The sequence below is a fragment of the Pseudomonas sp. genome, from assembly GCF_026224925.1.
In the GTDB taxonomy this organism is placed as follows: domain Bacteria; phylum Pseudomonadota; class Gammaproteobacteria; order Pseudomonadales; family Pseudomonadaceae; genus Aquipseudomonas.
Genome location: NZ_JAMFRV010000107.1, coordinates 1 through 12,845, shown reverse-complemented (window position 1 = coordinate 12,845; position 12,845 = coordinate 1). Strand labels below are relative to the sequence as shown.

The 12,845-nt window shown below is 53.9% G+C and carries 13 protein-coding genes; 5 read left to right on the top strand and 8 right to left on the bottom strand.

Features of this window, described 5'->3' with window-relative positions:
- Nucleotide 1 precedes the first annotated feature (1 nt).
- Together M0974_RS04810 and M0974_RS04805 are read left to right on the top strand one after the other, a co-directional pair.
- Nucleotides 2-274, top strand: coding sequence for a hypothetical protein (locus M0974_RS04810; protein ID WP_297833455.1), 273 nt, complete (start codon nt 2-4; stop codon nt 272-274).
- A gap of 15 nt (nt 275-289) precedes the next feature.
- A complete protein-coding gene (locus M0974_RS04805) occupies nt 290-1,057 on the top strand; it encodes an alpha/beta fold hydrolase (RefSeq protein WP_297833453.1) in 768 nt (255 codons plus the stop codon).
- Nucleotides 1,058-1,099: 42 nt separating this feature from the next.
- On the opposite strand, the gene M0974_RS04800 is transcribed toward M0974_RS04805, so the two are convergent.
- From M0974_RS04800 to M0974_RS04765, 8 genes are all read right to left on the bottom strand, one after another.
- Nucleotides 1,100-1,972 (bottom strand): HlyD family secretion protein, encoded by an 873-nt coding sequence (locus M0974_RS04800; RefSeq protein WP_297833451.1) that lies wholly within the window; start codon nt 1,970-1,972, stop codon nt 1,100-1,102.
- A 13-nt stretch (nt 1,973-1,985) separates the two neighbouring features.
- The gene (locus tag M0974_RS04795; protein WP_297833448.1) at nt 1,986-2,192 is read right to left on the bottom strand and encodes a DUF1656 domain-containing protein; all 207 of its coding nucleotides are present in this window, start codon (nt 2,190-2,192) and stop codon (nt 1,986-1,988) included.
- Nucleotides 2,179-4,167, bottom strand: coding sequence for an FUSC family protein (locus M0974_RS04790; RefSeq protein WP_297833446.1), 1,989 nt, complete (start codon nt 4,165-4,167; stop codon nt 2,179-2,181). Before M0974_RS04790 ends, M0974_RS04795 begins: the two co-directional genes overlap by 14 nt.
- A 182-nt stretch (nt 4,168-4,349) precedes the next feature.
- The gene (locus M0974_RS04785) at nt 4,350-5,732 is read right to left on the bottom strand and encodes a c-type cytochrome (RefSeq protein ID WP_297833444.1); all 1,383 of its coding nucleotides are present in this window, start codon (nt 5,730-5,732) and stop codon (nt 4,350-4,352) included.
- A 6-nt stretch (nt 5,733-5,738) separates the two neighbouring features.
- Nucleotides 5,739-7,385 carry a GMC family oxidoreductase gene (locus M0974_RS04780; RefSeq protein ID WP_297833442.1) on the bottom strand — a complete coding sequence of 549 codons (1,647 nt, stop codon included), beginning with the start codon at nt 7,383-7,385 and terminating at the stop codon, nt 5,739-5,741.
- Nucleotides 7,378-7,902 carry a sugar dehydrogenase complex small subunit gene (locus M0974_RS04775; RefSeq protein WP_297833440.1) on the bottom strand — a complete coding sequence of 175 codons (525 nt, stop codon included), beginning with the start codon at nt 7,900-7,902 and terminating at the stop codon, nt 7,378-7,380. The genes M0974_RS04780 and M0974_RS04775 overlap by 8 nt, the downstream gene beginning before the upstream one ends.
- Before the next feature lie 61 nt (nt 7,903-7,963).
- Nucleotides 7,964-9,310, bottom strand: coding sequence for a carbohydrate porin (locus M0974_RS04770; protein ID WP_297833438.1), 1,347 nt, complete (start codon nt 9,308-9,310; stop codon nt 7,964-7,966).
- Between the two features lie 289 nt (nt 9,311-9,599).
- Nucleotides 9,600-9,869: a hypothetical protein gene (locus M0974_RS04765; RefSeq protein ID WP_297833437.1), complete on the bottom strand. Its 270-nt coding sequence runs from the start codon at nt 9,867-9,869 to the stop codon at nt 9,600-9,602.
- A gap of 412 nt (nt 9,870-10,281) precedes the next feature.
- On the opposite strand from M0974_RS04765, the gene M0974_RS04760 reads away from it, so the two are divergent.
- From M0974_RS04760 to M0974_RS04750, 3 genes are all read left to right on the top strand, one after another.
- Nucleotides 10,282-11,208, top strand: a complete 927-nt coding sequence (locus M0974_RS04760; protein ID WP_297833435.1) for a LysR family transcriptional regulator — start codon at nt 10,282-10,284, stop codon at nt 11,206-11,208.
- 327 nt (nt 11,209-11,535) lie between these two features.
- Entirely contained in the window at nt 11,536-12,153 is a 618-nt protein-coding gene (locus M0974_RS04755) for a trimeric intracellular cation channel family protein (protein WP_297833433.1), read from the top strand.
- Nucleotides 12,154-12,265: 112 nt separating this feature from the next.
- Nucleotides 12,266-12,845 (top strand): M20/M25/M40 family metallo-hydrolase (locus tag M0974_RS04750; protein WP_297833431.1); only part of this gene is annotated, 580 nt, incomplete at its 3' end.

Sequence of the window (12,845 nt, the reverse complement as noted above, 5' to 3'; positions counted from 1 at the left end):
TATGGCCGCGGAACTGGATCGATGCTCTAAGCAGTTCAGTTTCGTCTTGGCTGACGGCACCGAGGTATTTCCGGTGCGCGTCAAATGCCGGGATGACACCGCGCCCCACTACCGCATATCCCTCGGGCGGCGCGGCGGCCATGTCTTGATATCGGGCGAAGAGGTCAATGAAGCGACGATGTTGCACAAAGTCGTTTACCAAGGCTACGTCGTACGCTGCGCATCGGCAGATGGTAAGGCGTGCAGCCTCTACCGACATTGCCCAAAGCCCTGAAAAAGTGAGCGCATAATGACCGATCTGATTCTTCTCCACGGCGGCCAACACGGTTCTTGGTGTTGGACTGAGCTTATCCAAGCTCTGGAACAAAAGGGTAATAGCTTCGAGCGCATCATCACCCTCGACATGCCCGGCTGCGGGACCAAACGTGGCAGGCCTGTCACCGAGCTAACACTGTCCTCTATCGTTGAGGAATTAAACGCTGAACTTCGCCAGCTTGATGTCCGCGACGGGCTGTTACTCGGCCACTCTATAGCCGGGGTTTTACTGCCAATGATGGCCGTTGAAGACCCAGCACTATTTGGGCATTTGATCTACTTGGCCACCGCCGTTCCGGAAGAGGGCCAATCGATCATGCAAATGCTCGGCAACTCACGGCACGGCGAGCAGGAAGGTGAAGTTGGCTGGCCACTTGATCCGCTCATTACTTCTCCTGAGCAAATGGCCGTCGCTATGTTTGGGGCTGACCTCAACCCGGTTCAACTGGCATGGCTACTAGGTGAAGTCGCGCAAGAAACAACGCCACCCGCTGTCGCGATTCAACCTGTTTATCGCCCTGGCTATCCGGGTCTAATACCGTCAACGTTCATCCTCACCCTGCGCGATGACATCCTGCCAGCGACTTGGCAACGACGGTTTGCGCAAAGGTTGCACGTCGACAGCGTCGTTGAAATCGACAGTCCCCACGAAGCCTTTCTGACCCACCCGGGGGAACTTGCGGCCGTGATCGCGGAGGTTTATCGGGAGGCCGATTCACAGCAAGGTTTCATACCGTACTAATCCTGCCGGATGAGTCTGGCACTCCAGCAACACTGTGCCATTTCAATTATCGGGTTTTTCTTGGTGCTCTACCTGAACACTCGCCGTCATTCCTGCGCTCAAAATACTCCCCTCTGGAATTTGATCTATTTTGATTCTCACGGGTATGCGCTGTGCCAGGCGTACCCAGTTAAAGGTGGGTTCAACCTCTGCCAACAGTTGCTGATCAGGGTTGGTATTGGCGTCCGTGATGCCGCGACTTATGCTTTGGACATGACCGCGCATAGGTTCACCCGTGCTCATGAGCCAAATCTTTACGGGATCACCCACTTTTACCCGGGGAAGCTTGGTTTCTTCGAAATAGGCTAGAACATAAAAAGTCGAGTCGTCCACTAGCGCCATGATGGATTGTCCAGTATTGACGTAGTTCCCCTGCGCTAACTGTAAGTTAGTGACATGGCCGCTGCGTGGCGCAACCATCGTGCTCCGGGCCAAATCGATCTCTGCCAACCTGACATCGGCCAATGCCTCATCGACTGCTGCTCGCGCGACTTTCGCATCGATTTGAGCGTTTTCAAGCAGCTCGGCGCTCACCGCACCTGCTCCAATAGTGGTCCGACGTTGCGCTTGGTGCTCACTTTGCTTTAGTTTTTGCTGCTGGGTTTCAGCTACAGCACGCGCTTTTTGCAACGTAGCCTCGAAACGGTCATGGTCAATCGTCAACAACAGATCTCCAGCCTTGACCGCCTGGTTATCAACGACCTTCAGTTGCTCTACCCAACCCGATACGTCAGGTGCGAGGGTGGTGACATCCGCGCGAATACGCGCATCGCGTGTCCAAGGCGACAGCATGTAATAGCGCCACAGTTCATACCCAGCAAACACAGCCACCAAGACCAGCGCGAGGGTCACTCCAACGCGTACCAACATGCGCATCATTTACTCCTTTTTATAACGGCCCTAACACCGTGGTCACTAACGCCAAAACGCAAACGAAAAGCGCAACGTCGAATAATGCTTCGTGCCAGATCCACCGATGCAAACCCGTTAAATGCAGCAACGCTCGTAAACCAATTGTGATCGCAAACGCCAGCGCCATGTAAAACAAAAAGGGGCTGAGCAACACCCCACCTATCGACCATTCACGTAAACCCATGGATGTCCTCCTGACTCTCACACCAGCGCTGCCAGCTATGTCTAATTTGCCGGGCAGCACCGCGAGCGAGGCGCAGCTCATTACTATCCGGATAACGGTCCAATGCCTGCAGAAACAGGTCTGTTGCTGAATCCAGCGCACCTGCACGCTTGCTTCTAGGTGGTTGCTCAAGCACGTCGGCTACGGCATTCAAGAAAAGCCTGTCAGGCCCTCCCATGGAGACCTTTGACATAGCGAGACATTTACGCAGGTGAATCAGTTCATCACCTATATCCAGCCCGTGCATATCGCCGTCCAGGTGCAAACGATCAGCTTTCAACGGATCCTTACGCAGCTGTGCGGACTGTAATAAGCGGTCTGCCATGCGGCCACCGAACCAGGTTTCAGCATCTGTTAGGTCGCGCTGAGTCAAGCGCACCAGATCCTGAAGGGTTGAATTTCGCAATCGGCGGCTTTGCCAGACGGGGTAACGAAAGACCAATAATTGGAATGCCAGTACGGCGGCGGAAACACCGATAGCAATCGCCATCGCATTATTAAAAAACGTCCCTGCGCTATACGTCATGTGATTACTGACGGAAATCAGGACAATAAAGTGCAGACAAAAAGAAGTTGCCGTGCCGGCGGTCTTAGGCTGCGCCATACCCAGTGCACCGAAGAATAACGGTACGCCCAATGCCAGACAGAGCATGGCGAAACTACTCCATTGCGGCAAAATAAACTGTCCGACAAATAGGGCAGTCGGTACCGCAAGGGCAATTCCGCGTAGAAAACTCATGCCGATTTGAGCGCCGTTTTCCTTGCTTGCAAACAACCCACACACCACGCAAGTGAGTAACATTCCGCTGGTTGCTGCTGGCCAGGCCGTCGCAAGCCAAAGGCAAGCCATCGCCAGAAAAGCCAATGCACTACGCGTACCAAACAAGACTGCGGAGACCGCATCTCTGTGTACGGCGAGACTGATCGACCCCGGGGAGTTTCCACGCCCCTCCTCTACGTCCTTCAGCGCACGGCTGCTAGCAATAGCGTTATCCAGCACTAATGCCATACGCCCCATGCAGAATTGTTCGGCATTGCTGCTTTGGGGATTATTGGCGTGCTCCCAGAGTCGGAGCCTCAATGCTTCAACCTCTGCTTGGTCAGGGGCCGACAAAGCCTGCCTGACCTCTTCCAACCAGGGTGCCAAGGCATGCGCCTGGACGTCGTCCAGTTGTTGCCATTGCCTACGGACTGAACGACAAAGGCGCAGCATCATCAATAATGATTGGACCAGCGCCCCAATAGCCCGTGCACGCTGTCGTCCGGAATGACCTTCAAACCATGCGTGCTCGCGCTGAGCATCTACTGCGATGATTCTGGAAAGCAGCTCGAGTAGATCGTTACGAGCCGTATCGCCTCCGACCAAACTCGCCTGTGCCGCCTGAACACCATACTTGCTAGCTTCCCGTGCTTGATTGGTGAGCGCGACTTCTACCCTTGAAGGCCATAACAAGGCGCTGACCAACGTTGCACACATAATTCCCAGGCTGATCTCCGTACACCGTGCCACTGCCTGATCGAAAACGCCTAGAGGGTTGCTTAACGCCGGCAAGGCGATAATTGCGACGGTATAACCCGCCAACACGCAGGAGTAGGAAAAGGCGCTACGCATCATTGTGGAAAAGGCGGTGGTCAACCCCAGCCATAACGCAAGACTAAGGAGAAAAAGCCACGGTGCCTGAGCCGCTATGCTCATAAAAACCACCGACATGGTGGTTCCCACCAGGGTACCGAATAAACGAGCGAGACCCTTTTGCAGCACCATTCCGGAAAGCGGTTGAGCGACGACAAAAGCCGTCATAAGTGCCCACGAAGGTTGCTCTAGCCCCCATCGCAGGGCTAGCCATAAAGCAAGCCCTGCGCCAATAAGTGTCTTAACGGAAAACTGAACGGCAGACAGGTTGGGCGCAAAAAGGGCCCTAAAAGTGGTGCCCAAAATTTACCCCCTTAAGGAGCAGTGAGAAAAATAAAACAGCGGGCTCGCACATGCGTTATCGGGGTATGAGCAGCTTTACCCGATGCAGTGACAATAAATTCGCGGATTGACGCTAACGCCACTGCCGTATTTAGAAAGCCCGCCTTTTGTTCAGCGCCTACCTTTCTCGTTATAAGCGCGACTCAAGTACGACGTCGACGACGAATCAGCCAGAAAGCCAGTATGAGAACGACAATAACTCCCACCGCAATGGCCCCCTGTGCCAACGCGGCCAAATGGGATTTCGCCCCGCCAGCCCGTTGCTCTACGACCTGGTCCACGCTGATCTGGGTGCCAGGATTGCCGTAGTGTTTGGTCAGGTAACTGGCCAACGTAGCAATCTGCGGGTCAGTCAATTCTTTGGCAAAACCGGGCATCCTCACATCTGAGCCATCGCTTTTACGATGAATTCCTTCGAGGATGACCATCACCAGGTTGTGGCTGTTGCTGCGACCTACCGCCGTGTTGTGCGACAAAGAAGGCAAGCCACCGTCGAAACTGCCTTGGCCCTGAGCCTGGTGGCAAGAAGCACAGTAGCCATCATAGATTTGCGCGCCGGTCATCTTGTTCGGATCGGCAGGCAATGCAACACCACGCAGGCTGCTCAGCTCATCGGTTTTCTGACCCAAGGCAAAGACCGGTTTACTGTCCGCAGCTTCACGCTGTGCAGGAACGCTCTTGATGTAAACCGCGATAGCTTTCAGATCAGCGTCAGTGAGGTACTGCAGGCTATTATCGACCGCTTCAGCCATCGGCCCGGCTGCCTGGCCTTTACCCAAACTCTGGCCCGTCTTCAGGTATTTGACCAACTCACCGGTGTCCCAGCCACCAATGCCACTGTTGGCATCAGAGGTGATATTCGGCGCATGCCAGGTCCCTACTTCACCGCCGGCCAGTTCCTTCGAGCCGACCTCGGCCATCAATAGGTTGCGTGGCGAATGGCATGCGCTGCAGTGCGTCAAGCCTTGAGTCAGGTAGGCACCTCGATTCCATTCAGGGCTTTGCGCTGGGTCTGGCTTGTAGGGTTGGCTATCGAGGAACAACAGATTCCAGCCGGCCATCGACAAGCGAATGTTGAACGGAAAGGGTAATTGAGTCGGCTTGGCTGCCGTGTCCACGACAGCGACACCGTTCATGAAATAGGCGTACATCGCCTTGACGTCGTCATCGCTGACCTTGGCATAAGACGTATAGGGCATGGCCGGGTATAGATGCGCGCCATCAGCGCGAATGCCTTTACGCAGCGCGTCACTGAATTGCTCCAGCGTGTAATTGCCGATGCCAGCGGTTTTTGACGGGGTGATGTTGGTGGCAATGATCTCGCCGATCGGTGTCGGCAACGCAAGCCCGCCCGCAAATGGCTTCCCACCTGGCGCGCTGTGGCACGCCACACAGTCGCCGGCGGTGGAAAGGTATTTGCCGCGCTGTATCAGCTCGTTGTCAGGGGTCGCAGCGCTGGCTTGCAGCGTTACGATGCTGGTGGCCAAGATAACCAGTTGGCCGATGAGGCACTTTTTCCAGTTCATTGAAGGTCAGCCTCGCACTTGTTCGATCGATGAGCCAAAGGGCGATACGCGAGCAATGATTCGATCGGGCATTATGTGATGCGCGGTGCGTAGCGCCAGGGCTACGCCGGTCAATGTCGAGTTCATGGTCGCCGCGGTAGGCATCACACCGGTGCTGCAGATGAACAGGTTTTCATGATCGTGGGTCCGACCGAAGCTGTCACACACCGAGGTTTTTGGGTCATTCCCCATGCTCATGGTGCCGGTGATGTGCTGGTTATTAGCGAAATTACCCTCTGCGCTATAGCGCACATTGGTACCGCCCATGAGTTCGACGATGCGCGCAAAATCCTTGTGCGACGCTTGGGCGCCCCGTCGGGTGTAGTCATCAATGGAGTAGTGCGCTTCAGGTTTGGGAATGCCCAAGGCGTCTTTTTGCGAACTGAGGGTGATGCGATTCTCGGGGTTAGGCAGTACTTCGAGCACATCCTTGAGGCTGATCTCAAACGCCGCACGATGGCGCAATTGCTTCTCGAACTCCGGACCGTATACACCGCTGGCGATCAGTGCGTCAGTGGCGCTATTCACCCGGGAGATATTGGTAAAGTCCAGGCGGTAAGGCGCGTGCTCTTTGCGGAAGGCACCATCGCGCATGGTGTTGATCGAGCTGGGACTTTGTGGCCCACGGCCCAGCCACAATTCCTCATCGGCGTCGAAGGTAACCGATGTACTTGGGTGGTCCATCAGGTGGCGGCCGACCATGCCGGAACTGTTGGCCAGACCGTTGGGGTATTTGTCGCTGGCCGATATCAGCAACAGCTTAGGACTCTCGATGCCATTGGCGGCGAGGATGAACGTCTTGCCGGCAACCCGATGGGTTTTTTTATCCGGGTCGTAATAGTGGACGGCGACGATCTTGCCACTGTCGTCATGCTCGATACGATAAACCACGGCATTGATCTGCAACTTCGCGCCAGCATCCACCGCTGACTGAATCGCGATGCCGCCATGGTATTGCGCGTCAATCGGGCAGATTGGCTGGCAACTGTTATTGCCGCAACAAGCTGGTCGTCCGTCGTAGCTGCGACTGTTACGTGCGGTCGTATTGCCCACCACCGCGTAGGTCGGCGCTAGCCGCTCACGTATGCGGCGCATGGCATAGGGTTCGGTGACGGGTTCCATCGGAAACGGTTTGCTGCGCGGCGAACCGGTATTTTCTGCACCCGAGACACCCCAGATTTCTTCCGCTTCCTGATAGAAAGGGTCGAGTTCCTCGTACGTCAGCGGCCAGTCGACGCCTACCCCATACAAACTGTGAATGCGCATATCGCCGGGCACCACACGCCAGGCCTGAGCTGCCCAGTGCCACGTGGTGCCACCGACTCCTCGAATATATTCCGCCGGATATGGATAGGGTCCGGCCTGTATCAGGTAGCCATTATCGACAGGTTTGTAGACGGGATGTGGCGCCCATTCCGAGCAGGTATAAGGCGACATCCAATCGCTTTTGCGTGTTGAGTTACGGAACGCCGCGACAATACGTCCACGGTCGATCGCCCCTCCAGCTTCGAGAATCAGAACGGATGCGCCCTGCTTCACCAATTTCAATGCTGCCAGCGATCCGCAGATCCCCGAACCAATAACCACAACATCAGCCGATAGCTGGTCAGACATTTGGCACCTCTACATTTGGTTTTTTTGCCCAACTGCCATAAGGACCATAGGCATAGGTCGGCGGCTTGAGCACATCAGCGACAATCACGGCGTTCAAGGCATTTTCGTAAGCAAGGCAGCGCGCATGCTCACCACTGCCCACGACGCCCATGAACCAGGCAGTGGCGATTTTTCGCGGAACAGGTGCCAATGGCGACTTTTCGTCATCAAGCATTTTTTGCAATTGTGCGGGGTCGATCTTGCGCTCGTTGACTAACGTCAGCAGGTCCTTGACGCCCTTGGCGAAGGTCGGATCGTCAGCGATGAGGGCTTGATAAAGATTTTTCGCCAACTCACTGTCGAGGGTTTGTCGCCCGGCAATGATCGCCGACATGGCGACAAATGCACCTTGGTCGGCGTTGTCTACTGTTTCGGCCAGAGCCCACGGGACCAATGAAGCGGTATAGGCGGTCAACAGGCTTTTGAGTAAAGTCCGCCGGGTGGGTTTCATAACGTTCGCGCTCTTTAGGATGTTCATGTCTTTTCCTGCTATTACAGGTTATTGAGGCGTAATCCCAATTGAGTTGGTACGTGGTCCTTTAGAAATTACTATTAACGGTCAAACCTGCAACGAACGCATTGTCAACCTGATAGACGCCTCCTGGATTGGCCAGGTATTGCAAGTTAGGTCGAAGCATTAACCAGTTCGTCACTTTGAAGTCGTAGTGAATTTCAGCTGCATATTCCGCGTGTTGGATTGGCTGATAGGCAGGGTTGTTATAATCATCGAGGTTGTTGACTTGATTGTGCAAAGCCTGGTTCTTTGTCACTGCCGGGTTGACGTGGAGCTCACTGATACCAATGGCCGCCGAGTCCTGAGGGCGCGCATCAAATGGACCCGCATAAATTGCACCCATCTGGGCCTGCCAATCGATCGTGCTCGTGTCTTTGTCGTACCCTGCGTAGTGCACGAACAGGCTTAAGCCACGCTTGGCATCACCGCCGACCGTTGTAACTTGTTGGCGTGCGTAGGCGTAGTAACCAAAGCGGCCGTCGTGTACATCGGCAGGATTACCGGAGAGTTGCTTGTCGACACCGTTGTCATCTCTCAATACGTCGTTAGCGTTGGCAGAGTTCCAGTACCCGCCCACCATATACTTGCCTGTCATCCCTTCGGCGCCCAGGGAAGGTGTCCAGCCCAGTTCCCCGACATAGGTATTACCTTGGCGACCTGAGGTGTTCAACTTGAAACCATTGTTGCTATCCAGCAGCGTCGGGTTGTACTCATACGCACCCACTTGGGCATAGACCTGCGGCGTTATGTTGATTTTGATCCGCCCACCCCACTGTCCAACCGGCGAGTTGTACCACACGGTAGCCCCGTGACCGACCAGCCCGCCACACATCGAGTTGTTTTGGAATACGCAGCCGGTCGAGTCAAAATCGCTGCCTATTGGCAACCGACCCACTTTGATGTCGAGCACGTCATCGAAGAACTTCTGCTGATAGGCCAGAACGGTGAGCCGCCAGGTTTGGCCGCGCCCGTAGTTTTCTTGTACGGATGAACCAATAGTACCGGTACGAGGGTCCGCCAGCCGATCATTGGTCAGGTCTCGACCACTGCGCTCAGTAATCTGCAGTTGCAGATTCGCAGCATGTAAGCCCATAATTTTTTCTAGATCGAGGGCTCCGCCAATATTGAACTGATCGGTATAACGTGCCGTGTGATCGTGATCATAACCGCCACTGAGGTTGGCGGCGCTCTCTGACTGGTAACTGAGTTGGACGTCGTAACCTTTATCGAGCAGTTCTGTGCGCAGCCCTCCCCAGTCGCCGGTCATCCATCGGGAAGTAGAAGAAAACATCTCTTCATCGGCATGGGCGGCACAACTGACCCACCCTAGCAAAAAGCATCCGCTTAATACTATTTTATTTTTAGTGCTCATCGTCGTTTCCCGGTGCTGGGTGATTAAAGAGTAGACGCGAAACGCGGCAATACCACTTTAAATAATGCGGACTAGAATTTTTTCACCATTTTTACGTAGCGTGCCATCTAAATTGATATCGACCTAAAAGCCTTTAGCCATCACCACCAGATATAACGTACGATCGTAATCCCAAGGGGAGGATATCTCAGGAGACAGCTAGCCTATGAGGCAATGACCTCATAGGCATAAAGAGCTTGCTGTGCGATACAGCATGCCCGCCAGTAAAAATTGAAAAACGTGTACGGTGTTAATTATTATAGGTTCTTAGCTTGATCAGCGCCTTCCTGGTAATGCTTATACATTTTTTGTTATCTCCTTGGGCCTGAGCAGCTTTTGCGTTCGTGATTGTTTCCTCTACCAGCGTCTTGACCTGCGGGTAGCTCTCGGCGGTGCTAACCTTTTGGTCCTGCAGGCTTTGCAGGTTTGCGGCGCACAAATCCTCAGCGGCAGTCGCCTGCAGGTTGAATGAAGCGGCAACTACGAACAATCCACTGGTTATCAGTAGGTTCTTCTTCATGTCGGTACTCCTCAAGGTATTGAACGCGTTCTTGTCTGTAGAGAGTAGTGTAGAGGGTCTTTGCAAAAATGCTTCCCTTCCGGGTTAAACAAAACGGAAGAACAATAGAAGCTCCGGAGATTATTCATCCCTCGGTCTGGCGACAATACAATAAGCCCGGCACGACGATGGTCGCAGCGGTGCTTACCAAGCGCCCCGCGTATATAGCCTCGACGTGCGGTACAACCGCTGATCACCGCCTCAGCCATTTTTTGAGTTGCGAGCTAAAGGATGCAGGCAAAATAATGCACCGCTAACGATAGATCAAATAAATAACAAATATAGGTCATATAATCTGGTTAAATAGACTCATTCGTAACCAGCCTAAAGCCGCTCGCTGGTAGTTGATTCTCTGATACGCGTAGGACTCTGAATGGACTTGTCTCAGATCGATTTGAACCTCCTTGTCTCCTTGGAAATTTTGCTCCAGGAACGCAACGTAACCCGCGCCGCACAGCGCCTGAATATCAGCCAGCCGGCGATGTCTGCACAACTGGGGCGACTGCGAACGGTGTTTGGCGACCCCTTACTTTTAGCCGCTGAAAACGGTCGAGGCATGACCCCTAGCGCCTTGGCATTGACGTTAGCTCTGCCGTTAAGCGCAGCACTTAACGGCCTGGAAAAAGTCATCAATTTTCAGCCTACCTTCGACCCCTACAAAGACACCCGAGAGTTCAGTATCGCCATGGGTGAGGATGCAATGCTCGCAGTTGGCATGAAGCTGGTGGCGCTTCTACAAACGCTCGGCCCGCACAGGCTACGAATAGATATCCAACGACCACGACCAGACCATATCGCGACTCAGCTTGAACGCGGCGAAGTCGATATGCTCATTGATTTAGATCGGTTGATACCTGCTAGCATGAAGGCCCGCACGCTTTACGAGGGAGGATTTCTCATGGCTCAACGCCAAGGCCATCCGCGCGGTACCGCTGCTTTGGATTTGGACACCTATTGCAATCTTGAACACTTAACGATGTCTGGCGCCTTAGGCACCCCAATCGGCTACATGGACGAATATCTGGCCAGTCAGGCGCGCCGACGTAGGGTGGTCATGACTTTGCCGCAACTGGCGCTGATCCCCCATCTGCTGCGCAATAGTGACTACGTGTGCACATTGCCAGCCGGACATTTCATTCAATTGGGCGGTGATTTAGAGCTCTACGAGCTACCTTTTGCGGCGCCTTGCTTTACCCTGCAATTGGCTTGGCATCCACGTAGCCATTTTGATCCAGCAGTGATCTGGATGCGTGATTTTATTCAACAGGCTGCAACACCTGTTCTGTTCGACACTGTATGAGACCCAGTCTTCGCTAGAGCCCCCTCCGCATCCCATCAGACTTGAGCCCTGCGCCGACAATCCCTCAAAGGTATTCGATCTTGTTATGTGACGTATATCAATCACAGATTTCATCCATTGAAACTCTGGAGGTATTGTCTACCTGACTGAGTAACCCAGTAGAGCCTGGCTTTTCGGCTCTGCTTGTTCTCACGTGATAGGAGGCTAAGCATGACGGCGCAACTCAAAAATCTCGGCCATCACTGAAGCGCCAGAATGGCACTATTCTTTGCGCTATAACTCATACAGTTTTTTGCGCCGCAAGGCCACTGCATTCAGGAAACAAAAATGGGATTCGAGGTATTTCCTGCCATTGACCTGATGGGAACGTTTGTCTTCGCCGTGAGCGGCGCTTTGGCTGCGATTGATCGCCAGCTGGATATATTCGGCGTTTTTGTCGTCGCCTTTGTGACCGCCTGTGGCGGCGGTGTGATTCGCGATCTATGCATTGGTGCGCTCCCCCCCGCCGGCCTCATTAACATCGAGTATCTTGTCGTTATTGCCTTGGCGGTCGCTTTGGCTGCTTTTTTTCAGCATTTATTGCTTCGGCTGGCTCAGCCGACGCTGTTCTTCGATGCAGTCGGATTGGGTTTTTTTGCTGCGTTCGGTGCCCACAAAGTCTACACACATGTACCAGATGTCGAATTGTCCCTCCTGCTAGGGGTCATTACGGCGGTAGGCGGCGGCATTATCAGGGACGTGCTACTCGGTCGGGTTCCCGTGGTGTTGACCAAGGAAATCTATGCATCGGCAGCGCTGCTGGGGGCGACAATCCAGGTCCTCGGCGATCTGCACTGGATTGATCATCGGTTTAGTCCCTGGGCTGCGATTGCGCTATGTACCCTGATACGAATGCTGTCATTGAAATATCAATGGAACCTGCCCGCGATCAAAAAGAGTTCGTGAGCACTGCCCTACGCCCATATGAAAATATCGTTTGGAACGTCGCAGAGTGATGTGTAGTCCCAGATACAGATATCGACCGATTTATAACTATTGCCTTGAATTGGAGGGGTAAATGGATACCTTGGCTCGTAATCAAAGAATGTCAAAAATGTCCGGTGATATCCGCAAGGTGCTGCCTGCCTTGGAGGTCATTTACAAGGATCTCCATGCCAATCCTGAGCTTTCAATGCAGGAAACACGCACAGCGGCTATCGCGACCGCCTATATCAAGAAGCTCGGGTATGAAGTCCACGAACAGATTGGCGTAACTGGCGTCGTCGGCCTATTGAAAAACGGTGACGGTCCAACGGTCATGCTGCGCGCCGACATGGACGCCTTGCCAATGGCGGAAAAGACCGGCCTGCCTTATGCCAGTCAGAAGAAGGGACAAACCGCCGACGGAGAGACCGTGGATGTGGCACATATGTGTGGCCACGATCTGCATGTGACGTGGTTGATGGGCACCGCACAGCTGATGGCGGATCATCGTGACTTATGGAGCGGTACTTTGATGCTGGTCTTTCAGCCCGGCGAAGAGATCGGCAGGGGAGCAAAGGCGATGATTGACGACGGGATGATGGAACGCTTTCCGAAGCCGGACATCATTCTGGGGCAGCACGTAATGGTCGGTGAGGCCGGCACGATTGGACATC

Bases quoted from the DNA above. Each gene is read 5' to 3' on its own strand.
- M0974_RS04805 (WP_297833453.1), top strand. From the start codon at position 290: ATGACCGATCTGATTCTTCTCCACGGCGGCCAACACGGTTCTTGGTGT.
- M0974_RS04755 (WP_297833433.1), top strand. From the start codon at position 11,536: ATGGGATTCGAGGTATTTCCTGCCATTGACCTGATGGGAACGTTTGTC.
- M0974_RS04795 (WP_297833448.1), bottom strand. From the start codon at position 2,192: ATGGGTTTACGTGAATGGTCGATAGGTGGGGTGTTGCTCAGCCCCTTT.
- M0974_RS04810 (WP_297833455.1), top strand. From the start codon at position 2: ATGGCCGCGGAACTGGATCGATGCTCTAAGCAGTTCAGTTTCGTCTTG.
- M0974_RS04760 (WP_297833435.1), top strand. From the start codon at position 10,282: ATGGACTTGTCTCAGATCGATTTGAACCTCCTTGTCTCCTTGGAAATT.
- M0974_RS04785 (WP_297833444.1), bottom strand. From the start codon at position 5,732: ATGAACTGGAAAAAGTGCCTCATCGGCCAACTGGTTATCTTGGCCACC.
- M0974_RS04765 (WP_297833437.1), bottom strand. From the start codon at position 9,869: ATGAAGAAGAACCTACTGATAACCAGTGGATTGTTCGTAGTTGCCGCT.
- M0974_RS04800 (WP_297833451.1), bottom strand. From the start codon at position 1,972: ATGCGCATGTTGGTACGCGTTGGAGTGACCCTCGCGCTGGTCTTGGTG.
- M0974_RS04780 (WP_297833442.1), bottom strand. From the start codon at position 7,385: ATGTCTGACCAGCTATCGGCTGATGTTGTGGTTATTGGTTCGGGGATC.
- M0974_RS04775 (WP_297833440.1), bottom strand. From the start codon at position 7,902: ATGAACATCCTAAAGAGCGCGAACGTTATGAAACCCACCCGGCGGACT.
- M0974_RS04770 (WP_297833438.1), bottom strand. From the start codon at position 9,310: ATGAGCACTAAAAATAAAATAGTATTAAGCGGATGCTTTTTGCTAGGG.